This window comes from Micromonospora sp. NBC_00858, from assembly GCF_045207365.1.
Taxonomy (GTDB): Bacteria; Actinomycetota; Actinomycetes; order Mycobacteriales; family Micromonosporaceae; genus Micromonospora.
Map to the genome: position 1 here is coordinate 696,234 of NZ_CP108828.1, position 21,029 is coordinate 717,262.

22 protein-coding genes are annotated in these 21,029 nt (G+C 73.8%); 13 read left to right on the forward strand and 9 right to left on the reverse strand.

The genetic code is table 11. The features are described 5' to 3' along the window. Positions 1-17 precede the first annotated feature (17 nt). The 3 genes from OG990_RS03285 to OG990_RS03295 all read left to right on the forward strand — a co-directional run bounded on the left by OG990_RS03285 (position 18) and on the right by OG990_RS03295 (position 2,262). Positions 18-626: a TIGR03086 family metal-binding protein gene (locus tag OG990_RS03285; protein ID WP_406078943.1), complete on the forward strand. Its 609-nt coding sequence runs from the start codon at positions 18-20 to the stop codon at positions 624-626. 297 nt (positions 627-923) lie between these two features. After that, on the forward strand, positions 924-1,556 hold the full coding sequence (locus OG990_RS03290; protein ID WP_406078944.1) for a LysE family transporter: 633 nt from the start codon (positions 924-926) through the stop codon (positions 1,554-1,556). Between the two features lie 52 nt (positions 1,557-1,608). Next, complete coding sequence (locus OG990_RS03295; protein WP_406078945.1) at positions 1,609-2,262, forward strand: acVLRF1 family peptidyl-tRNA hydrolase; 654 nt, start codon at positions 1,609-1,611, stop codon at positions 2,260-2,262. A gap of 115 nt (positions 2,263-2,377) precedes the next feature. Here the strand turns inward: OG990_RS03295 and OG990_RS03300 are convergent, their stop codons facing one another. Continuing rightward, the gene (locus OG990_RS03300) at positions 2,378-3,298 is read right to left on the reverse strand and encodes a neutral zinc metallopeptidase (protein ID WP_355612176.1); all 921 of its coding nucleotides are present in this window, start codon (positions 3,296-3,298) and stop codon (positions 2,378-2,380) included. Between the two features lie 263 nt (positions 3,299-3,561). On the opposite strand from OG990_RS03300, the gene OG990_RS03305 reads away from it, so the two are divergent. After that, entirely contained in the window at positions 3,562-5,166 is a 1,605-nt protein-coding gene (locus tag OG990_RS03305; protein ID WP_328418733.1) for an ABC-F family ATP-binding cassette domain-containing protein, read from the forward strand. A 45-nt stretch (positions 5,167-5,211) separates the two neighbouring features. Here the strand turns inward: OG990_RS03305 and OG990_RS03310 are convergent, their stop codons facing one another. After that, positions 5,212-5,811, reverse strand: coding sequence for a cadmium resistance transporter (locus tag OG990_RS03310; protein WP_406078946.1), 600 nt, complete (start codon positions 5,809-5,811; stop codon positions 5,212-5,214). A gap of 219 nt (positions 5,812-6,030) precedes the next feature. On the opposite strand from OG990_RS03310, the gene OG990_RS03315 reads away from it, so the two are divergent. The 3 genes from OG990_RS03315 to OG990_RS03325 all read left to right on the forward strand — a co-directional run bounded on the left by OG990_RS03315 (position 6,031) and on the right by OG990_RS03325 (position 9,162). After that, complete coding sequence (locus OG990_RS03315) at positions 6,031-6,258, forward strand: helix-turn-helix domain-containing protein (RefSeq protein WP_007462679.1); 228 nt, start codon at positions 6,031-6,033, stop codon at positions 6,256-6,258. Positions 6,259-6,304: 46 nt separating this feature from the next. Beyond that, on the forward strand, positions 6,305-7,072 hold the full coding sequence (locus tag OG990_RS03320) for an enoyl-CoA hydratase/isomerase family protein (RefSeq protein ID WP_406081632.1): 768 nt from the start codon (positions 6,305-6,307) through the stop codon (positions 7,070-7,072). Between the two features lie 113 nt (positions 7,073-7,185). Then, positions 7,186-9,162: an ABC transporter ATP-binding protein gene (locus tag OG990_RS03325; protein WP_406081634.1), complete on the forward strand. Its 1,977-nt coding sequence runs from the start codon at positions 7,186-7,188 to the stop codon at positions 9,160-9,162. 23 nt (positions 9,163-9,185) lie between these two features. On the opposite strand, the gene mug is transcribed toward OG990_RS03325, so the two are convergent. The 6 genes from mug to OG990_RS03355 form a co-directional block, all read right to left on the reverse strand. Next, entirely contained in the window at positions 9,186-9,791 is a 606-nt protein-coding gene (mug, locus tag OG990_RS03330; protein WP_406078947.1) for a G/U mismatch-specific DNA glycosylase, read from the reverse strand. A gap of 62 nt (positions 9,792-9,853) precedes the next feature. Continuing rightward, positions 9,854-10,615, reverse strand: a complete 762-nt coding sequence (locus tag OG990_RS03335; protein ID WP_406078948.1) for an SDR family oxidoreductase — start codon at positions 10,613-10,615, stop codon at positions 9,854-9,856. Further along, on the reverse strand, positions 10,600-11,187 hold the full coding sequence (locus OG990_RS03340) for a hypothetical protein (protein WP_406078949.1): 588 nt from the start codon (positions 11,185-11,187) through the stop codon (positions 10,600-10,602). The genes OG990_RS03335 and OG990_RS03340 overlap by 16 nt, the downstream gene beginning before the upstream one ends. Continuing rightward, complete coding sequence (locus tag OG990_RS03345) at positions 11,184-12,002, reverse strand: DUF692 domain-containing protein (protein ID WP_406078950.1); 819 nt, start codon at positions 12,000-12,002, stop codon at positions 11,184-11,186. Before OG990_RS03345 ends, OG990_RS03340 begins: the two co-directional genes overlap by 4 nt. Continuing rightward, positions 11,999-12,913, reverse strand: coding sequence for a TIGR04222 domain-containing membrane protein (locus OG990_RS03350; protein ID WP_406078951.1), 915 nt, complete (start codon positions 12,911-12,913; stop codon positions 11,999-12,001). Before OG990_RS03350 ends, OG990_RS03345 begins: the two co-directional genes overlap by 4 nt. A gap of 87 nt (positions 12,914-13,000) precedes the next feature. Then, entirely contained in the window at positions 13,001-13,573 is a 573-nt protein-coding gene (locus OG990_RS03355; RefSeq protein ID WP_328418725.1) for a helix-turn-helix domain-containing protein, read from the reverse strand. Positions 13,574-13,663: 90 nt separating this feature from the next. Between OG990_RS03355 and OG990_RS03360 the strand changes: the two genes are divergently transcribed. The 3 genes from OG990_RS03360 (at position 13,664) to OG990_RS03370 (ending at position 16,389) form a co-directional block, all read left to right on the forward strand. Further along, on the forward strand, positions 13,664-14,524 hold the full coding sequence (locus OG990_RS03360) for a carbon-nitrogen hydrolase family protein (protein WP_328418724.1): 861 nt from the start codon (positions 13,664-13,666) through the stop codon (positions 14,522-14,524). 65 nt (positions 14,525-14,589) lie between these two features. Then, the gene (locus OG990_RS03365) at positions 14,590-15,234 is read left to right on the forward strand and encodes an HAD family hydrolase (RefSeq protein ID WP_406078952.1); all 645 of its coding nucleotides are present in this window, start codon (positions 14,590-14,592) and stop codon (positions 15,232-15,234) included. Positions 15,235-15,456: 222 nt separating this feature from the next. After that, a complete protein-coding gene (locus OG990_RS03370) occupies positions 15,457-16,389 on the forward strand; it encodes a serine protein kinase RIO (protein WP_406078953.1) in 933 nt (310 codons plus the stop codon). 49 nt (positions 16,390-16,438) lie between these two features. Here OG990_RS03370 and OG990_RS03375 read toward each other — a convergent pair whose 3' ends face one another. Beyond that, a complete protein-coding gene (locus tag OG990_RS03375; RefSeq protein WP_328418721.1) occupies positions 16,439-16,687 on the reverse strand; it encodes a DUF2630 family protein in 249 nt (82 codons plus the stop codon). A gap of 455 nt (positions 16,688-17,142) precedes the next feature. On the opposite strand from OG990_RS03375, the gene OG990_RS03380 reads away from it, so the two are divergent. From OG990_RS03380 to OG990_RS03390, 3 genes are read left to right on the forward strand one after another with little or no spacing between them, the layout of a single operon-like run. After that, the gene (locus tag OG990_RS03380; protein ID WP_406081635.1) at positions 17,143-18,480 is read left to right on the forward strand and encodes a cytochrome P450; all 1,338 of its coding nucleotides are present in this window, start codon (positions 17,143-17,145) and stop codon (positions 18,478-18,480) included. Continuing rightward, a complete protein-coding gene (locus OG990_RS03385) occupies positions 18,477-19,394 on the forward strand; it encodes a terpene synthase family protein (protein WP_355612206.1) in 918 nt (305 codons plus the stop codon). Before OG990_RS03380 ends, OG990_RS03385 begins: the two co-directional genes overlap by 4 nt. Further along, positions 19,387-21,015 (forward strand): prenyltransferase/squalene oxidase repeat-containing protein, encoded by a 1,629-nt coding sequence (locus tag OG990_RS03390; RefSeq protein WP_406078954.1) that lies wholly within the window; start codon positions 19,387-19,389, stop codon positions 21,013-21,015. Before OG990_RS03385 ends, OG990_RS03390 begins: the two co-directional genes overlap by 8 nt. Positions 21,016-21,029 lie beyond the last annotated feature (14 nt).

Here is a 21,029-nt window from a genome sequence, read left to right on the forward strand (position 1 = left end):
GCGGAGAGGTCAGGGCGATGAGCGAGATGGCAGCTGGACAGTGGCGGACCGTGCTCGACGAGGCGCACAAGGCGCTCCGGACGGCCGTCGAGGGGGTCCCGGCCGACGCCTGGGATCGGCCCACCCCGTGCAAGCGGTGGACGGTCACCCAGGTGCTTCAGCACGCGACCGGCGACCAGATCGCCTACGCGGCGGCGATCGTCGGCGGGCCGGGGCCGGCAGAGGACCCGTTCGCACCCTCCGGTCGGATCGACGGGGACAAGCTGGTCGGCCTACGCGCCGCCCTCGACGCGTCCGCCCGAGCCTGGGCGGGTGTCGCCGACGACGACCCGCAGGTGCCCACGCCGCTGCCCCAGGGCAAGCTGCCGGCCCAGGTTGGTGCCGTCGCGTGCGCCCTCGACGCGGCAGTGCACGCCTGGGACATCGCGACGGCCACCGGCCAGCCGTCCCCGCTCGGCGACGAACTGGCCCGTCCCCTGCTGGTGGTCGCTCGGCAGATCGTCGAGCCGCTGCGGGCCTATGGCGTGTACGACCCGGCGATCGACCCCGGTCCGGAGGCCGACGAGGTCAGCGTCCTGCTCTCCTACCTCGGTCGCCACCCCCACTGGCCCGCCCGAAAGCCCTGATCGGCCTGGCGGCCTTGTCAGCCCCATGATCGTGCTCGATCCCGGAAAGAGTGCCTGCCGCCAGTTGGTGCGCCCACTACTTCCTGGATCGAGCACGATCTCGGGCGTCGGGCGTCGGGCGTCGGGCGCGGGGCGTCGGGCGCGGGGCGCGGAAATCCGGTGGCGGGGGTGTGGCTTCGGCGCGCAGGATGCGCGTGTGACTGAGGCGTACCCGATGCAGGTCCTTGTTCGTGCGGCGACTGCCGTGCGTCGACAGCGGCCGGTCCGGCGACGAGCCTCGGCCCGACACCGACGTCCGTGAGCGGGGCGTTCCTGGCCGGTCTGGTGGCCGGCTACGGCGTCGCCATTCCCGTCGGCGCGATCGCGATCCTCATCCTGGGCCTGAGTGCTCGTACCTCGTTTCGGGTCGGCGCGGCCGCGGCGCTTGCGGTGGCGACGGCCGACGGGCTCTATGCGGCGGTCGCGGCGCTCGGTGGCGCCGGCCTGGCCGGGGTCATCGCGCCGGTCGCCGGGCCGCTGCGGGTGGTCGCGGCCGTCGTCCTGCTGGGTCTCGCCGCGCATGGCCTGTGGCGGACCTGGTCCGCCCATCGCTCGCGGCAGACCCCGGCGGCACCCGTCGGTCGGGGTTTGAGCACTCCCGGGCGGGCCTACGCGGCGTTGCTCGGGCTGACCCTGCTGAACCCGGCGACGGTGCTGTACTTCACCGCGCTGGTGCTCGGTCGTCGGGACACCGCCGACGCGGAGACGGTCGACGCGGCGCTCTTCGTGGCGGGCGTGTTCCTGGCGTCGGCGAGTTGGCAGATGCTCATCGCCGGCGGTGGCACCGTGGTCGGCCGGGCGCTGAGCAGCCCGCGCGGGCGGCTGGTCACCGGCCTGGTCTCCAGCGCGCTGATCGCCGCGCTGGCGGTGGTCGCGCTGCTGCCGGGCTGAGCGGTCCCCGCCCGACCGCCCGATCTGCCTCGTCGTGCCGTACCGTCGGGCGGTGACCAGTCGACCCGCAGCCGGGGGAGGCCGGTGGGTGGAGGTCGACCCGGCCCGCGTCGGCCGCTGGGTGGAGGGCTTCGCCGACCGGCACGGCCCGCACACCATCACCGCGCGGGAGTACGGTCTGCTGCTCACCGCCCCCGACGGGACCACCGCCGAGCTGTACGCCCCGCCCGGGTCGCCGGCCAGCGGCGACGTCGCCGGGTTCGTTGCCGCCGCCGTCGCGCCCCGCCGGATCGGCCTGCTCCTGGCCCGCAAGGGCGCGGTGGCCGTCGGTGTGGCCGAGGGCGCCGACCTCGTCGTCTCCAAGGTGGACACCCGGTACGTGCAGGGGCGCACCGCCGCGGGGGGATGGTCACAGCAGCGGTTCGCCCGGCGGCGCGACAACCAGGCCAAGGCGGCGCTGGGTGATGCGGCGGAGCTGGCCGTACGGCTGCTGTTGCCGGAGGCGGCGGCGCTGACCGCGGTGGTCTGCGGCGGTGACCGGCGGGCGGTGGACTTGGTGCTGGCCGATCGGCGGTTGGCCCCGCTCGTGCCGCTGCGGGCCGAGCGGTTGCTCGACGTGCCGGAGCCTCGACACGCGGTGCTCGTCGCTGCGGTGGCTGCGGCCCGTGCGGTGCGGATCCGGCTGCGCGACCCGGCACCCGACTGACCTCAGCGGTCGACGGTGGTGCTGAGAGAGGAAAGGCCGGGGTTCCTGGCGAGCCCCGGCCCCCCGCCCCATCCCCCCGCCGGGCGGAGACCTCGTCGGGGGAGGGGAGGGGAGGTCAGAGCTGGTCGGTGCCGAAGGTGTCGCAGGTCTTCGGATCGCCGCGGTCGAAGCCCTGCTGGAACCAGCGCTGCCGCTGCGCGGAGGTGCCGTGGGTGAACTGGTCCGGGTTGACCTGTCCACCGGAGCGTTCCTGGATGCTGTCGTCGCCAATCGCCTCGGCGGCCTGCACAGCCTCGCTGATGTCGGTCGGGGTGATCGACTTGAACAGCGGTTCCTGGCCGGTCTTGTCCTTGCTCTCGGTGGCGTGCTTGGCCCAGGCGCCGGCGTAGCAGTCGGCCTGCAACTCCAGCCGTACGGAGGCGGAGCGGGGGCCGCTCTGGTCGCCCTGGCCGGCCCGCTCGTTGGTGCCGAGCAGGTTCTGGATGTGGTGTCCGTACTCGTGGGCGAGCACGTAGGGCTGGGCGAACTCGCCCTTGGCGCCGAACCGGGACGCCAGCTCGTCGTAGAAGCTCAGGTCGATGTACACCTGCCGGTCGGCCGGGCAGTAGAACGGGCCGACACCCGAGTCGGCCTGCCCGCAGCCGGTGTTCACGGCGGCCTGGAAGAAGTTGGTGTCGGTCGGCTCGTACTTCCCGTTGCCCAGCTCCGGGTACGCCTGCTGCCAGTAGGCCTGGATGCTGTTGACGAAGAGCAGGTTGCGGCAGCGGGCGTCGTCGAAGCGCTGGGGGTTGTCGCGCGAGCACAGCTGCTCCAGGTCAGTGCCGCCGGCCTGCCCGCCCTCGTCGCCGTTGGTCATCGCGTTCAGGCCGAACCCGCCGCCCAGCAGGGCGACCAGCACGGCCACCACGATGCCGATCAGCCCGCCGCGACCACCGCCGCCGGGCAGCGGAATGCCGAGTCCACCGCCTGCCCCGCCGCCTCGGCCCCGGTCGTTGACCTGGGAGGTGTCGAGTTCGGCCCGCTCGTTGAGTTCCATGCTGACCCCGATCGCCGTATGTCCGTCAGTGTCGTTTCAATGTCGCCGTGTCGCCTCAATGCCGGACCGGGTCCGGACAACCGTTCCGGTACCCGATGATCTTGAGTGGTAATCGCGGCGGGGCCGCCCGGGAGCGCCCGGTACACTTGTCAGGTGCTGCGCTGCGAAGGCTGAACCGCCCCGCGCCGCCGGGCCACTGGGCCCGCCGGCCGTTTCGCGTGCCCCGAGTCAGCCTTCCACTCCCCGAGAGCGAGCCCGAAGAAATGATCACTGCCACCGGCCTGGAACTCCGTGCCGGCTCACGGATCCTGCTGTCCGACACCACCCTGCGGGTGCAGCCCGGTGACCGGATCGGTCTCGTCGGCCGCAACGGTGCCGGCAAGACCACCACGCTGAAGGTGCTCGCCGGTGAGGGGCAGCCGTACGCCGGGCAGATCGACCAGCGCAGCGCCATCGGCTACCTGCCGCAGGACCCGCGTACCGGCGACCTGCAGGCGACCGGCCGCGACCGGGTGCTCTCCGCCCGCGGCCTGGACGTGCTGATGGCCCAGATGCAGCAGCTCGAGGCCCAGCTCGCCGAGGACACCGACGAGAAACTGGTCCGTCGCTACGGCGCGTTGGAGGACCAGTTCGCCGCCCTGGGCGGGTACGCCGCCGAGGCCGAGGCCGCCCGGATCTGCGCCAACCTCGGCCTACCGGACCGCGCGCTCGCGCAGACCATCGGCACCCTCTCCGGCGGTCAGCGCCGGCGCATCGAGCTGGCCCGGATCCTGTTCCGCGACGCCGGCGAGAACGGCGGCGGCATCCTGCTGCTCGACGAGCCGACCAACCACCTCGACGCCGACTCGATCACCTGGCTGCGCGGCTTCCTCGCCAACCACAAGGGCGGTCTGATCGTGATCTCCCACGATGGCGCACTGCTGGAGTCGGTGGTCAACAAGGTTTGGTTCCTGGACGCCACCCGGTCCGTGGTCGACGTGTACAACCTGGGCTGGAAGGCGTACCTGGAGGCGCGCGAGACCGACGAGCGGCGCCGCCGCCGGGAGCGGGCCAACGCGGAGAAGAAGGCCGGCGCGTTGATGGCGCAGGCCGACAAGATGCGGGCCAAGGCCACCAAGACCGTCGCCGCGCAGAACATGGCCCGCCGGGCCGAGAAGCTGATCTCCGGCCTGGAGGAGGTGCGGGTCTCCGACCGGGTGGCCAAGGTGCGCTTCCCCAACCCCGCGCCGTGCGGCAAGACCCCGCTGACCGCGACCGGCCTGTCCAAGTCGTACGGCTCGCTGGAGATCTTCACCGACGTCAACGTGGCGGTGGACCGCGGCTCTCGCGTGGCCATCCTCGGGCTCAACGGCGCCGGCAAGACGACGCTGCTGCGGATGCTTGGTGGGCTGCTCACGCCGGACACCGGCGAGGTGCACGCCGGGCACGGGCTGCGGCTGGGCTACTACGCCCAGGAGCACGAGACGCTGGACGTGCAGCGGACGGTGCTGGAGAACATGCGCGCCGCCGCCGTTGAGCAGTCCGACACCGACCTGCGCAAGATTCTCGGCGCGTTCCTCTTCTCCGGCGACGACGTGAACAAGCCGGCGGGGGTGCTCTCCGGCGGCGAGAAGACCCGGCTGGCCCTGTCGACCCTGGTCTGTTCCGGTGCCAACGTGCTGCTGCTCGACGAGCCGACGAACAACCTCGACCCGGTCAGCCGGGAGCAGGTGCTCGACGCGATCGCCAACTACCCGGGCGCGATCGTGCTGGTCACCCACGACCCGGGGGCGGTGCTGGCGCTCAAGCCGGACCGCGCCATCCTGCTGCCCGACGGCGACGAGGACGCCTGGAGCGACGACCTGCTCGAGCTGGTCGAGCTGGCCTGACCGCCCCGGTCGACGTGCCCTGCGGGCGGTCCGACCGGGCCGTTCTCAGCCGAGCTGGTCGACCAGCCGGCCGAGTACGCCGGAGCTGACCAGGATCACCAAGCCGATGCCGACGAAGAGCGCCGGCACCAGCCAGTGGCCCGCGCGCTCGACCAGCCGGACCACCCTCCGGTGCCCGCCCAGCCAGGCGCCGACGGCGCACCACACCGCGATGAGCAGCACGAAGACCAGCAGGAAGACCGCGCTGTCGGCGGGGCCGAGGGCCCGGAACACGGGTACGTAGACGGCCACGTTGTCGGCGCCGTTCGCGATCGTCACCCCGGCCACCCCGAGTGTGGAGGCCACCACGGCGGGTGCCTCGTCGTCGTCGCGCCGCACGAGGGCGCGGACCCCGAGCGCGATCGGCAGCAGCCCGAGCAGCCCGGTCCACGGGTCGGGCACCACCAGCAGGCCGGCGGCGACCACCGCGCTGGCCACCGCCAGCGTCCCGATGCCGAGGTACTGCCCGGCGACGATCTGCCAGGGCCGCGGTCGGCCGGTGCGGCGGGCGGTGACGAAGAACAGGGTCAGGATGACGATGTCGTCGATGTCGGTGGCGGCGAAGACCACGGCCGCCCCGGCCGCCGTGCCCAACAGGTCGATCACGACCGCAGGGTACGGGTCGTCGACGGGCGCTGCCGAGCGGCGGCGGTGGTACGCCCGGCCGGTGTGACGGGGCCGGTTGCCAGCATCACGCTATCGGGAAGCTGACATTGCATAGCGTGTCGGTTGGCGAAGAGTTGATATCTGGCGCATGATCGTCCGAGGCGGTCTAATAGGTGGGACCGTATCCGAACCGCACAGTCTGGGACGTGAGGACACAGCATGGCAGCCACTGGCACAGCCACCAGCACTGAGAAGGGTCGCCGGATCGTCGGAGCCGAGCGTCAGACGCTCGCCAAGGACCTGGTAAAGCGGTACACCTCGGGGGAGAGCATCCGCGCCCTGGCGGCCTCGACGGGCCGTTCCTACGGGTTCATCCACCGAGTGCTCACCGAGTCCGGGGTGCAACTGCGCCAGCGTGGCGGCGCCCGGCGCCGCAAGAAGGCGTGACCTGCCCCCCAGCGTCGTCGACCAGCGCCGCACCCCGGGCCGCCCGGTGACCGCCGAGGCGACCGGGGTCCGGCTGAGCTGCGACGGGCCGGCTGCCACGGTGACGTTGTGCCGGCCCGACGTGCTCAATGCCCAGACGCCCGCCATGTGGCGCGCGATGAGCGACTTCTCCCGCGACCTGCCCGGCGACGTTCGGGTGGTGGTGGTCCGGGGTGAGGGGCGCGCGTTCTCCGCCGGCCTCGACCTCGCGGTGGCCGGCGCTTCCGGCCCGGGGTCCTTCGCCGAGCTGGCCACGCTGCCCGAGCAGGCCTGCGCGGACCACATCGCCGAGTTCCAGGCTGCCTTCACCTGGCTGCACCGGCCGGACGTCATCTCCGTGGCGGCCGTGCAGGGCCACGCGATCGGCGCTGGTTTCCAGCTCGCGCTCGCCTGTGATCTGCGGGTCCTGGCCGCCGACGCGAAGCTGTCGATGGCCGAGGTGACCCTTGGCCTGGTGCCCGACCTGGCCGGCACCAAGCGCCTCGTCGAGCTTGTGGGCTATGCCCGGGCGCTGGAGATCTGCGCGACCGGCCGTCGGCTGGACGCCGCCGAGGCGGACCGGATCGGGCTGGCCAACCTGGTCGTACCACCCGCCGAGTTGGACGGTGCGGTCCGTGACCTGACCGCCGGCCTGCTCGCCGGTGCCCGCGACGCCGTGGTGGAGATCAAGGCGTTGATCGCCGGCGCGTCCGGGCGGTCGCATGCCGACCAGCAGCGCGCCGAGCGGGAGGCGCAGACCCGCCGGCTGCGTGACCTCGCCGGCCGGGGAGAATAGTAAGGACCATTCGGGAAGATCCGGGTTACGACCGAGGTTGTCAGAGTCGTCGGGAGAATTGACCTGACGGTGCGGTCTGCCCGACAACCCGGAGGTGCGCGGTGTCCAACCCGATGTCCGGCGGTGGCATGGCGGGGTGGAGCATGCTCCGGTCGATGCGCAACCGCGACGAGGTCTCCACCCACCGGCTGAAGCACGGGGTGGCCCGGCGGATCGTGGCCTTCGCCCACCCCTACCGGCGCGACATCGGCGTCTTCCTGGCCACCGTGGTGCTGGCCGCCATCATCGGCGTGGCCACCCCGGTGCTCGCCGGTGACGTGATCAACGCGATCAACCGGGGCGGCACCGAGGCTGGCCGGCTGGTGATCCGGCTGGCCCTGTTCATCGCCGGCCTGGCGGTCGCCGACGCGCTGCTCTCACTGGCCCAGCGGTGGTATTCGGCCCGCATCGGCGAGGGCATCATCCTCAACCTGCGCACCCGGGTCTACGACCACGTGCAGCGGATGCCGTTGCAGTTCTTCACCCGCACCCAGACCGGCGCGCTGGTCAGCCGGCTCAACAACGACGTGCTCGGCGCCCAGCGGGCGTTCACCTCCACCCTGTCCGGCGTGGTCAGCAACGTCATCCAACTGGTGCTCACCGCCGCGGTGATGTTCACCCTCTCCTGGCAGATCACCGCGCTCTCGCTGGTGCTGCTGCCGATCTTCATCATCCCGGCCCGCCGCGTCGGCCGCCGGCTGGCCGACATCACCCGTGAGTCGTACAACCTCGACGCCAAGATGAACGCGACCATGACCGAGCGGTTCGGGGTGGCCGGCGCGTTGCTGGTGAAGCTCTTCGGCCAGCCCGAGATCGAGGCCAGCCGGTTCGCCGGCCGGGCCGAGCGGGTACGGGACATCGGCATCCAGTCCGCCATGTACTCGCGCACCTTCTTCGTGGCGATGCTGCTGGTCGCCTCGCTGGCCCAAGCCCTCACCTACGGTCTCGGCGGCTGGCTCGCCGTGACCGGCGGCGTGACGGCGGGCACGGTGGTGACCCTCGCGCTGCTGCTCACCCGCCTGTACGGCCCGCTCACCGCGCTCTCCAACGTCCGGGTGGACGTGATGAGCGCGCTGGTCTCCTTCGACCGGGTCTTCGAGGTGCTCGACCTCAAGCCGGGCATCGTGGAGAAGCCCGACGCGGTGCCGGTGCCCCGGGGCACCGGGCGGGTCGACTTCCGGGACGTGCGGTTCCGCTACCCGAGCGCCGCCGAGATCTCCCTCGCCTCGCTGGAAGAGGTCGCCACGCTCGATCGGACCGTCAACGAGCCGGTGCTCAAGGGTGTCTCGTTCAGCGTCGAGCCGGGCCAGATGGTCGCCCTGGTCGGCCCGTCCGGCGCCGGCAAGTCGACGCTGTCCATGCTGATCTCCCGGATCTACGACGTCACCGACGGGCAGGTGCTGGTCGGCGGGGTGGACGTGCGCGACGCGACGCTCGCCTCCCTGCGCGACGAGATCGGCGTGGTCACCCAGGATTCGCACCTGTTCCACGAGACGATCGCCGAGAACCTGCGCTACGCCAAGCCGGACGCCACCGACGACGAGATCTGGGCCGCGCTGGCCGGCGCTCAGGTCGCCGACCTGGTCCGGTCGCTGCCCGACGGCTTGGACACCACGGTGGGGGAGCGCGGCTACCGGTTCTCCGGCGGCGAGAAGCAGCGCATCGCCATCGCCCGGCTGCTGCTCAAGGCCCCGTCGATCGTGATCCTCGACGAGGCGACCGCGCACCTCGACTCGGAGAGTGAGGCGGCGGTGCAGCGAGCGCTGTCGGTGGCGCTGGCCGGGCGGACGGCGCTGGTGATCGCGCACCGCCTCTCCACGGTCCGCGACGCCGACCAGATCCTGGTCCTGGACGGCGGGCGGATCGTCGAGCGGGGGCGGCACGACGAGTTGGTGGCGGTCGGCGGGCTCTACGCCGAGCTGTACCGGACCCAGTTCGGGGTCGCCGACTCGCCCACCCCGTACGTGGACGCGACCGGCCCCGAGCCGGTGGTCATGCCGCTGGGCACCTACATCGCCGACGAGGCGCTGCCACCGGCCGCCGCCAACTGACCCACCCGCCGCGGCACACCGACTCAGGCCGGGCGGCGGTCCGGCAGACCGGTCGCGACGCGTAGCTCAGCGAACGCGGCGCCCAGGGTGATTGGCGTGAAGTGCGCGTTCAGGCCGCTCGGGTTGGGCAGCACCCACAGCCGCGCCCCGGCCAGCGGCTCCGGCTGTGGCCCGAAGGTGGCCTTCGGTCGACCGAAACCGATCCGGTACGCGGTCACCCCCACCACCGCCACCCAGCGCGGCCGGTACCGGGCCACGGCGGCGGTCAGCAGCCGAGCCCCGTCGAGCAACTCCTCAGTGGTCAGTTCGTCGGCACGGGCGCTGGCCCGGGCGGCCATGTTGGTGATGCCGAGGCCGAGGGCGGGTAGCTCGTCCTGCTCGCTCGGGTGCAGCAGCCGGGGGGTGAACCCGCCTCGGTGCAGCGCCGGCCAGAACCGGTTGCCGGGCCGGGCGAAGTGCCAGCCCGTGGCGGCCGACCAGAGGCCCGGGTTGATGCCGACGAAGAGCACCGCCAGGCCCGGCGCGAGCACGTCGGGGATGGTCCGGTCCGCGGCGGCGGCCAGCTCCGCCCGCGTCGGCCGGGAATGTCCGGCAACGTCGCTGGCTCGCCGGTCCGGGCCGGGCGTCACCGCACGGGCTTCTCGGGCGGCGTCGGGCGGCACGGCCGGGGCTCGCCGGCCCGCGCCGGGCGTCACAGCCCGCGCAGCGCGCCACCGTCGACCGGCACGGTGAGGCCGGTCAGGTAGCTCGCGGCGGGGGAGAGCACGAACGCGGCCACCCGGCCGAACTCGGCCGGGTCGCCGATGCGCCGCAACGGGATGCTGGCCTCCGCCTCGGCGCGGGCCCGTTCCGGGTCGCCGGTGGCGGCGAAGAGTTCGCGGTTGCGGTCGGTCAGGATCCGGCCGGGCAGCAGGCCGACCACCCGTACGCCGCGCGGGCCGTAGTCGTCGGCGATGTCCTTGGCGACCCCGACCAGACCGGGCCGAAGGCCGTTGGAGATGCCGAGGCCGGGCACCGGCCCGCGGGCCGAGGTGGAGAGCACCAGCCCGATCGCGCCGCCCTCGGGCAGCGCGCCGGCGACCGTGCGTACCGCGCGGACGGTGCCCAGGAAGACGGTCTCGAAGGAGTGCCGCCACTGCTCGTCGGTGACCGACGCGGCTTTGCCGGGCGGCGGGCCGCCGACCGAGATGAGTGCGCCGTCGAGCCGACCGAAGTGCTCCCGGGCCGCCGCGACGAGCTGATCAGGGGTGTCCGGGTCGGCCAGGTCGGCGGTCAGCCCGACCGCCCGCTCCGGTCCACCCAGCCGCTGTGCGGCGGCGGCCACCCCGTCGGCGTCCCGGGCCGAGAGCACCACCCGGGCCCCGTCGGCGACCAGGCACTGCGCCGTCGCGTAGCCCAGGCCGCGGGAGGCGCCGGTGAGCACGTACACCCGGTCGGTCAGTCCGAGATCCATACCGCCGATCCTGCCGCATCCGGTGCGCCGTCGCCATCGGCGGCGGGCTGTGCCGCCGGTGGACGCGGGGCGGGGCGCAGCAGGCGTACCCGGCTGGCGATCTGCACCGCCACGGCGCCGCCGGCGCGGGCCATCGCCGGCAGCCGGCGCGGACTCGGCGCCCGGCGCCCGTCATAGCGCAGACGGGCCTCCCGGGCGGCCAGCTCCTCGGCGCCCGCCGGGGGCAGCGCGCCGCGCTCGCGCAGCGCCCGGGCCAGGTCCCAGCCGTCCCGCAGTGAGCCAGTGGTGGGACGGCCGGCGGCCCAGCCGGCGAAGGTCGACGACCAGCCGGCGCCGAGGCCGGCGGCGAGCAGCGGCCAGTGCCGGGCCACCTCGCCAGCCCGCTTGCGCAGCAGCGCCGCCCGCGTGGCGGCCAACGGCGCCGGCGCGAACCCCTCCGGCGGCGGACCTCCGGCGACCAGCGCCGCGACCAGCTCCGCCTGTCGCTCGGCGAGCCGGCCGGTGCGCGCGTCGCTCGCGCGGTCACCGGCCACCGACGGACCGGCGTCGGCGGGCGTGGACGCGCTGGTCATGTCACGGGCGGGAAGCCCGCGGCGGCGGCCAGGGCGTCCAAATCGGCGCGGAGCTCGGCTGCCGGTGGGTACCCGCCGTCGCGCTCCAGCAGCAGCGCCGGCGGTCGTCGCCGGGCACAGAGCGCGCCGACCAGCTCCAGCACCGCCGGGGGCACCGCGTCGGTGTGCGTGTCGTGGTAGAAGCCGCCGTGTTCGGCGCCGCCGGCCACGTGCGCGTATCCGACTTGGTCCAGCGGCAGCCGGTCCAGCAGCGCGAGCGGGTCGGTGCCCCGGTTGCGGGCGTTGGCGTACACGTTGGCGACGTCCAGCAGCAGCAGCGCCCCGGTCCGGTCCAGGATCTCGGTGAGGAAGTCCCCCTCGTCCAGCTCGTCGTCGGGCCAGTCGACCAGCGCGGCGATCGGTTCCAGGGCGATCGGCACCGGCAGCTCGGCCTGCGCTCGGGCCACGTTGGCACAGACCACGTCGACCGCCTCCCGGCTGCGCGGCAGCGGAAGCAGGTGCCCGGCCTCCAGGCCGCCGGCCCGGACGAAGGCGATGTGCTCGCTGACCAGCGGGGCGTCGACCCGCTGCGCCACCGCGGCCAGGTGGGCGACCCGGGCGGGGTCGACCGGCTCGGTGCCGCCGAGGGAGAGCCGCACCCCGTGGGGTACGACCGTCACCGCGCGCTCGCGCAGCTGCGCCAGGCCCGGCGGGAGGGGCCCGGTCGCGGAAACCGACTCGGCCACCACCTCGACGAAGCGCAGCCCGGGCAGCTCGGCCACGAAGCCTGCGATCTCCGGACGCCAGCCGATGCCGACGCCGGACGGGCCGGTCATCCGCCGCACCCGCCGCCACCGCCGCACCCGCCACCGCCGCAGGAGCTGCCGCCGCCGGAGCTGTCCCCACCGCCATCCCCGCCGCTGGAGCCGGACGACCAGCCACTGCCGGACGCCGCCTGGCGCTGGATCTCGGCCTGCTCGGCGAAGCCCGGGTCGAGTGCCCAGAGCGAGGCGGTGCCGAACAGTGCCACGCCCATCGCGGCGCCGGCCGCGCCATAGGTGGCGTACGCGGGGGACGAGGCGGGGGCCAGGTGGGTGTGTTGGCGGCGCAGGTCGCGCAGCGCGGCGCGACCAGCCCGGGTACGTTCCGGCGCCCGCCACAGCACCAGCAGCACCGGCAGCATCGCGACCATGGTGAGCACCAGGTAGCCCACCGCGCGCCCGTTGGACAGCCCGGCGAAGAGCCGGTACCCGCCGATCGCCAGCAGGCCGACGAGGCCCAGGGTCCAGTGCCGGGAGGCGGCCCGCCGCTCGTCGCTGAGCAGTAGTCCACGCTGTTCGAGACCGGTGCGGAGCTGGTTGAGCGCGGTACGGACCCGCTGGTCCTGGGGCAGCTCGCCGGCTCGGGCGCGCTGATGGACGGCCCAGTACACCGCCTGGTCCAGCGGGGTGAGGCCGGTCGGCGCCGAGCCGGTGGTGAGCAGCCGGCGGTCCGGGCCGACACCGATCGCCCCAGCACCGCGCAGGCCACCGACTGCGGCGTGCACCGCGAGGCGGGGACCACCGTTGAGGTATGCGGCCTCCTGGGGACTGAGCGGCCCCGACACCGTGTCCGGGGCGTTGGCTGGCCGGCGGACCCGGTGCCACACCGCGAGCGCGATCATGATGGCGGTCGCCACGAGGTAGAGCCGGAGGAAGGTCGGGCCGGGGATGCCCCAGGTGTCGCCCGACGCGGCGAGGTTGGTCATCGGCTGCTCCTGTCGCCGGAGGGATCGGCGGCCCCATTGTGGAGCAGCGCCGCCACGGTCGGCGCCCCGGTGTTGCGGCGGGACCGCTCAGCGGCGGCGGACCGCCTCCTCGACCAGGTCAAGCACGGGCCCCAGGTCGCCGGCCGGCCGGCCCATCGCCAGGTGCAGCACCAGGCCGTCGTAGGCCAGCTCCAGGAACTGGGCCAGCACGTCGATCGGTACGTCCTCGCGCAGCACCCCGGCGTCGCGCTGGCGGGCCAGCCGGTCCCGGGTCGCCTCGGCGATCGCGGCGGACCGCTCCGCCCAGCGCTTGGCGAACGCCGGGTCGGTGCGCAGCCGGCGGGAGACCTCCAACTGGCTGCCGAGCCAGCCGGTGGTGTCCGGGGAGACCGCGCCGGCCAGCAGGTCGCGCATCACCTGCACCAGACCGTTGCGGGCCACCGTCTCCACCATGGCCGCCGCGTCGTCCTCGGCGACGGCGAGGAAGAGCGAGTCCTTGTCCCGGAAGTGGTGGAAGATGGCGCCCCGGGAGAGCCCGGTGGCCTCCTCGAGGCGGCGTACGGTCGCCCCCTCGTAACCGTGCCGGGCGAAACACGCGCGCGCGGCGGCGAGGATCTCCTGCCGGCGCGCGTCGAGCTGATCCTGGCTTACTCTGGGCACGCGTCGATCGTTGCAGGTCACCCCCGGTGATGCAAACCGTACGTACGGCTTGGTATACCGGCCGGTGCGGGTCACCGCTACCATCGCCCGGTGACCCCGCCCCGCACCGTGCCCGCCGCCCCGCTGACCGTGGCCACCGTCCAGGCAACGCCGACGCCCGGTGACGTCGCCGGCAACGCGATCGCCGCCGCCGACCTGGTCCGCCGGGCCGGTGGGCAGGGCGCCCGGGTGGCCGTCCTGCCCGAGCTGTACCTCTGCGCGTACCACCCGCCGGCCCTCGCCGCCGACCCGGCCGGCACCGACGTCGCGGTCGACCCGGCCGGAATGGTCGCCGACCCCCGGCTCGACCCGCTGCGCGCCGCGGCGCGCGAGGCCGGCGTCACCGTGCTGGTCGGTGCCGCAGCCCGGCACCCGGACGGCCGGCGGACCATCGCCGCGCTGGTGGTCGACCGTGCCGGCGCGGTCCGCGTCGGGTACGACAAGCAGCAGCTGTGGGGCGACGAACGCGAGCTGTTCAGCCCCGGCGGGCGGGGTGCCACGCTGCTCGTCGACGACTGGCGGCTCGGCCTGGGCATCTGCTACGACGGCTGCTTCCCCGAGCACGCCCGCGCCGCCGCCCTCGATGGCGCACACGGTTACCTGTGCCCCAGCGGCTACCTGGCCGGCTCCGCGCACCGCCGCGACCTGTACTACGCCGCTCGTGCCCTGGACAACACCATGTTCGTGGTCTTCGCCAACGCGGTCGGGGGCGCCGACCCGTGGCGGTTCAACGGAGGCGCGGCGATCTACGACCCGCAGGGACGGGTGCTGGCCCGGGGTGCCGACGAGGGCACGTCGGTACTGGTGGCGACCCTGGACCCGGCCGAGCTCGCGGCCACCCGGGCGGCCCATTCGATGCTCGCCGATCGGCTGCCGCACCAGGGCGGCCCGCGGGTGTCGCTGCCCGGTTGAGCCCGTCGTCAGGTCGATACCGGCCGGATCTGTTGGCGGACACGTGGGTCCCGTAGGGTGCCCGAGTGCCACTGCTCCTGCTGGATCTGGACAACACCCTGCTGGATCGGGCCGGGCCGTTCCGCCGCTGGGGTCAGCGCTTCCTGGACGGCGTCGGCGCGCCCTCCACCGACATCGACTGGCTGATCTCGATCGACGCCGACGGGCTGACCGATCGCTGGGATCTGGCCGACGCCATCCGGGACCGCTACGAGCTGCGCATCCCCTCGATCGACCTGGTGGAGGAGCTGCACGACGGGGTGGTGGCGCAGACCCGGCTCGATCCGCTGACCGCCTGCGCGCTGCGGATCGCCGACGACGCCGGCTGGGTGCCGGTGGTGGTCTGCAACGGCACGGTACGGGTGGAGGACGCCAAGATCCGCCAGACCGGCCTGGACCGCTACGTCGCCGACTGGGTGATCTCCGAGGAGGCCGGGGTCAGCAAGCCCAACCCGCGGATCTTCGCGCTCGCCGCGCAGCGGGTCCGGATGCCGCTGCGCGGCGCCTGGGTGGTCGGTGACAGTCCGGAGGCGGACATCGGCGGTGCCGCCGCGGTCGGGCTGCCCAGCGTCTGGCTGCACCGGGGGCGTACCTGGTCGGACGTCAGGTTCGCGCCGAGCCGCACCGTGGACGGGCTGATCGCCGCGGTGGCCACCGTGCTCGCCGGCTGACGGGTCGCCGGCCGCACGTTCTGCCGCCGCTCGGGACCGCGCCGGGCGGTAGGGCAGCGCTCGAATAATTCGGTTGACCGCCTGCCGGGGCGGCGGCGAGCATTGTCGGCGCATCGTGCACCCGGGCGTGCGCCCGGTCGAGGAGAGGGGGTCGGTCATGGCCGTCTTCGCAGGTCGCTTCCAGCTGCCTTCATCAGCCTCGACCAAGGGAACCTCACCACAGTGCGCGATCATGACCTTCCGGCGCTGGAGCGCCGGAGCCGCGGCAAGAGCCGCTTTGACGACGACGAACCGCAGTTTCTGAAGCGCGGGCGGCCAGCCGAGCCGCCCGCCGACCCGGACGGCGAACCTGACCCGGACACCGGCGAGCGCTGGTCGTCCTGGGACGACGCTGTGCACGGTCCGCAGCCGTACCCGGACTGGCTGATCACCGAGTTGGCCGCCAAGGACACCGAGTTGGGTGTGCTGAAGACCGGCAAGGAAGCGGACGTACACCTGGTCCGCCGGGCGGTGCCCGATACCGACCGTTCCTGCCTGCTGGCGGTCAAGCGGTACCGGGACGCTGAGCACCGGCTGTTCCACCGGGATGCCGGCTACCTGGAGGGCCGCCGGGTGCGCCGTTCCCGGGAGAACCGGGCGATGGCCGGCCGGACGGCGTTCGGCCGACAGATGATCGCCGGGCAGTGGGCGGCGGCCGAGTTCGCCGCGCTGACCCGGCTCTGGGAGATCGGCGCCGGGCACGACCGGATCGCCGTGCCGTACCCGGTGCAGCTACGCGGCACCGAGCTGATGCTGGAGTTCGTCGGCGACGCCGAGTCGGGGCAGGCGGCGCCCCGGCTGGCTCAGCTGCGACCCGGCCCGGCCGAGCTGCGCGACCTCTGGGCCCAACTGGTGGAGGCGCTGCGGGTGCTGGCCCGGGCCGGCTACGCGCACGGCGACCTGTCGCCGTACAACCTGCTCGTGCACCGGGGCCGGCTGGTCGTGATCGACCTGCCGCAGGTGGTCGACGTGGTGGCGAACCCGCAGGGGCCCGAGTTCCTGGCCCGCGACGTGCGGGTGGTGGGCGCCTGGTTCGTGGCCCGTGGGCTGCCCGCTGAGCAGGCCGATCCCGGCGTGCTGACCGGGGAGCTGCTGCGCGAGGCGGGCGTCCGCTGACCGGGATGGGTCGGACGGCCGGGTCGGCCGTCCGACCCGCCCGCGCGGGTCACTGCAGGTAGCGCTCCACCTCGGGCTTGGGGCGTTCTCCCTGGGAATCCGGGTCGCCGTGGGTCTGCCGGGCGGCCCGGCGGCGGCGCAGCAGGTCCCAGCACTGGTCGAGGGACTCTTCCAGGTTGCGCAGCCGCTCGCTGGCCTCGCCCTCGGTGCCCGACTCGTGGGCCTGGGCCGCCGCGCGCAGCTTGTGTTCCTCGTCGACCAGCTCGGAGATCCGGTTCAGGATGGTCTTGTCGTCCATGCCACAGAGCCTGGCACAGGGTGCCCGGCATCGCCCGGATTCGGGGGTACCGGTGCGTCCCCGCTCACCGGCGCGGGCACGGCCGGTGCGACGTCGTGCGGCCGTCCCGGTGTCCTGGTCGCCCGGCGGTGCGGGGCGACCGGACCGGCGCGACCAGGCCGCCAGGGTGGGTCACGTCCCGACCTGCGCCGGAGCCTGTCCTGACTATCCACTTAGGACTGACGGAGGGCTGTGCCATCGATGGAGGTCTGGCGTGGCGGTGGAATCTCACTGGCCGCAGGTCTGGAGGTGCCCCGCTTTTGGTGAGATGCTTCCGTCGCCCAGAAGGTGAAAGTTCCACAGTCCCGACCGGCCGAAGTGGACCGCTGCGGCCGGCGGTACGACGAGGAGACGTGGTTTCGATGTCCCAGGTGTCCGATGCCGGCCCCGCCCCCGTCAGCACCGAACCCCGGACGATCCCGCTGCGCCGCGTCCTGCCTGCGATGGTCCGCGACCCGCTCGGCGCGCTGGTCGGCTTCGCGGACGCCGCTGGCGGCGAAGTCGTCCGACTGAACCTCGGCTCGTTTCGCCCCTACCTGGTCAGTCACCCGGAGCACCTGCAGAGGGTGCTGCGGGACAACGTTGCCAACTACACCCGCGACGGGGACGGCCTGCTCTGGCGGCCGGTCCGCCGGATCGTCGGCGACGCCATCCTGGTCGCCGAGGGCGAGGTCTGGGAGTCCAGCCGGGGCGCGCTGCAACCGCTGTTCACCGCCAAGCGCGCCGAGACGCTCGTCGACAAGATGGCCGAGGCGATCAACGAGGCGGTCGACGAGTGGCTGGAGCCGGCCCGGGACGGACGCCCGATCGACGGCGGCGCCGAGCTGACCCGGATCGTGCTGCGCACCACCATGCGGGTGCTCTTCGCCGACCGGATCTCGGTGTCGGACGCGCTGCGCATCAGCGCCGCACTGGACACCGTCACCACCGCGATGCTCCCGCGCCTGCTGGTGCCCTTCGTGCCGTACGCGGTGCCGATGCCCGGCGACCGGCCGTTCCGCGAGGCGGTGCGGACCATCGACGAGGTGGTGCTGCCGATCATCCGGGAAGCCCGGGCCCGGCCCACCGACGGCGACGACATCATCTCCACCCTCTGCCGGCCCCGGGCGGACGGCCAGGTCCCCGACGAGTACGCGATCCGCGGCGACGTGGTGGCGATGTTCTCCACCGCCACCGAGACCACCATCGCCCTGCTCTCCTGGCTCTGGCCGGTGCTGTCGTCCCGGCCCGACGTGGCCGAACTGATGACCGACGAGATCGAGCGGGTGGTCGGCGGCGACCAGGTCCGCCGCGAGCACCTGCCCGAGCTGCGCTACGGCCGGATGGTGCTCGACGAGATGCTGCGGCTCTACCCGGCCGGCTGGATGATCCCGCGGACCGCGGTCGGCGACGACGTGCTGGGCGGGGTGCGGATCAAGGCCGGTGGGACCGTGCTGGTCAGCCCGTACGTCACCCAGCGGATGTCGACGTTCTGGGACGACCCGGAGCTCTTCGACCCGGAGCGGTTCGACCCGGAGCGGCCCCGGCGGCCCTACCGCTACTCCTACTTCCCGTTCGGCGGCGGCCCGCACCAGTGCCTCGGGCAGTACCTGTTCCTGCTGGAGGCGCAGCTCATCGTCAGCACCGTGCTGAGCCGCTACCGCTTCCGGCTGCGCCAACCGGTCGACCTGACGCCCCGGATGGGCGCCTCCCTGCAACCCAAGCAGCGAGCCGAGCTGATCCTGACCCCGGTCGAGCGCCCGGTCGTATCGTGACGGGGGCGCCGCGGCCGGTGCGGGCCGACCTGGACGCCGTCGCCGAGCAGGGCAGGGTGAGCGCCCTCGCCGTGCGGGGCGTACGCGACCTGCAGGACGTCACCGCCGCCCACCCCGAGCTGTTCGAGGCCGGGCCGTTCGACCCGGCGCTGCTCAGCTCGGTGGCCACCGCGATCGCCTTCACCGCGCCCTGGCACACCGCCGCCGAGCTGCGGATCACCACCCGTACCCTGCTCTGGGTCTTCGCCGCCGACTGGCAGGTCGACTACCTCGCCAAGTCCGCGGACGACGTCCGGGCGGTGGTGACCGACTGCCTGGCGGTGGCCGACGGCGGCACCCCACCACCGGGGCGGCACCTGGCGCGGCTGCTGGCCGACCTGCGCGACGAGCTGGCCGCCGTGCCGGCCTTCGCCCGGCTGCGCCCGGTGTGGCGCGACGAACTGGCCCGGATGCTCGCCGCCGTGGCCCGCGAGTGGGACTGGAAGAAGCTGCCGACCGACCCGGCCACCGGGCAGCGCCTGCCGGACCTGGACGGTTACCTGGACAATGCCGACAACCTCGCCTGCTCCTTCGTCAACGTCACCCACTGGATCGCCACCGGCGACGACGAGACCCTCGCCCAGCTGACCGACCTGCTGGCCGTCGGGCGCGGCGTGCAGCAGGTACTGCGGCTGGTCAACGACCTGGCCACGCACGGCCGGGACACCGAGTGGGGTGACCTGAACGCGCTGCTGCTGGTCGCCGACCCGGCGCAGGTGCACACCCGGCTGGCCGAGCTGACCACCCGGTCCCGGGCGGAACTGGCCACCCTCGGCGAGCGTTGCCCGCGCCAGGCGGACTACCTGCACCGGCAGATCTCCTTCACCGGCGGCTTCTACCAGGTGTCGGACTTCTGGGGGGTGCGCGATGAGTGACGGCGCGTACCGGGTGCTGGACGACCGGGCCACCGGCGGCGATCCGGCGGCAGACCCGGCCACGGACGCCGCCCGCGAGCTGATCGCCGGCCTGGCGCTGCGGCCCTGGGGGCAGGTCGCCTCCTCGGTGTACGAGACCGGCCGGCTGGTCGCCGACGCCCCCTGGCTGGCGGGGCACCACCAGCGGATCGGGTTCCTGCTGCGCGGCCAGCGCCCGGACGGCGCGTGGGGCCCACCCGAGGGGTACGCCCTGGTGCCGACCCTGAGCGCCACCGACGCGCTGCTCGCCGCGCTGGCCGACGGCCGGGCCGGAACGGACCTGCTCGCCCCGGTCGCGCGTGGGCTGGGCGCGCTCACCCGCACGCTGCTCGCTACCGACGCCCGGGTCCTGCCGGACACCCCGGCGCTGGACCTCATCGTCCCGGCGCTGGTCGACTCGATCAACGAGCGGCTTGCCGGGCTGGACCGGGCGACCGCGGATCGGCTGCCCCGCCCACCGCTGGGGCTGCCCGCCGGGCTGGGCCCGGACCGACTGCTCGCGGTGCGGACGGCGGTGGCCGCCGGTGTGCCGCTGCCGCCGAAACTGGCCCACTTCTACGAGGTGCTGGACGCGACGCCGACCGACGCCGGGCCCCGCCTCACCGCCGTGGGCGCGTCACCCGCCGCGACCGCGGCCTGGCTGACCACGGCCGGCCCGGACGCCGGCCCCGCCGCGCACGCCTTCCTGCGGGAGCTGATCCGCGACGGTGGCGGCCCGGTGCCCTGCCCGGCCCCGATCACCGTGTTCGAGCGCGCCTGGGTGCTCAGTGGACTGTGTCGGGCCGGTGTCGCGGTCAACCCGCCGGCCGCCGTGCTGGAGAGCCTGACCGGGGCCGCCGGCGCCGAGGGCATCGCCACCGGCGACGGCCTGCCGACCGACGCTGATACCACCTCGGTGGCGCTGGACGCGCTGGCCCGGCTCGGCCGCCCGGCCGATCCGGCCAGCCTGTGGGCGTACGAGACGGCGGACGGCTTCTGCACCTGGCCGGGTGAGGACGGCTTCTCGGTCACCACCAACGCGCACGTGCTGGACGCCTTCGGCCAGTACCTGGCCGCGCACCCGGACGCCGACGCGCGGTACCGGAGAGTGGTCGACCGGCTCAGTGTCGTGCTGCCCGGCCACCAGCGCGCCGATGGCGGCTGGCAGGACCGATGGCACGCCTCGCCGTACTACGCCACCGCCTGTTGCGTGCAGGCGCTGGTGGAGTTCGGCCGGGGCGCGGCGGCGGCCGAGGCGGTGGACCGAGCGGCCCGCTGGGTGCTGGACACCCAGCGCGCCGACGGCTCGTGGGGGCGGTGGGTCGGCACCGCCGAGGAGACGGCGTACGCCCTGCAGGTCCTGCTGGCGGCACCGACGGCGGTGCCGCGGGTCGACGACGCGCTGGCCCGTGGGCACTCCTACCTGCACGAACCGGCCACCCGGGAGCACCCTCCACTGTGGTACGGCAAGGAGCTCTACTGTCCTACCGCCATCGTCCGCTCGGCGGTGTTGGCCGCCTGCCGGCTGGCCGCCATCCGCGCCACGGGTCTCGGTCATTCGGTGGTGGATTGTGGTTACCGGGCAACAAAAACAACAACTTGAGGGGTTGTGTGGAC

Coding starts and splice junctions, on each gene's coding strand:
- OG990_RS03285 (WP_406078943.1), top strand. CDS start 18: ATGAGCGAGATGGCAGCTGGACAGTGGCGGACCGTGCTCGACGAGGCG.
- OG990_RS03300 (WP_355612176.1), bottom strand. CDS start 3,298: ATGGAACTCAACGAGCGGGCCGAACTCGACACCTCCCAGGTCAACGAC.
- OG990_RS03305 (WP_328418733.1), top strand. CDS start 3,562: ATGATCACTGCCACCGGCCTGGAACTCCGTGCCGGCTCACGGATCCTG.
- OG990_RS03315 (WP_007462679.1), top strand. CDS start 6,031: ATGGCAGCCACTGGCACAGCCACCAGCACTGAGAAGGGTCGCCGGATC.
- OG990_RS03325 (WP_406081634.1), top strand. CDS start 7,186: ATGTCCGGCGGTGGCATGGCGGGGTGGAGCATGCTCCGGTCGATGCGC.
- OG990_RS03335 (WP_406078948.1), bottom strand. CDS start 10,615: ATGGATCTCGGACTGACCGACCGGGTGTACGTGCTCACCGGCGCCTCC.
- OG990_RS03340 (WP_406078949.1), bottom strand. CDS start 11,187: ATGACCAGCGCGTCCACGCCCGCCGACGCCGGTCCGTCGGTGGCCGGT.
- OG990_RS03345 (WP_406078950.1), bottom strand. CDS start 12,002: ATGACCGGCCCGTCCGGCGTCGGCATCGGCTGGCGTCCGGAGATCGCA.
- OG990_RS03350 (WP_406078951.1), bottom strand. CDS start 12,913: ATGACCAACCTCGCCGCGTCGGGCGACACCTGGGGCATCCCCGGCCCG.
- OG990_RS03375 (WP_328418721.1), bottom strand. CDS start 16,687: ATGGACGACAAGACCATCCTGAACCGGATCTCCGAGCTGGTCGACGAG.
- OG990_RS03390 (WP_406078954.1), top strand. CDS start 19,387: ATGAGTGACGGCGCGTACCGGGTGCTGGACGACCGGGCCACCGGCGGC.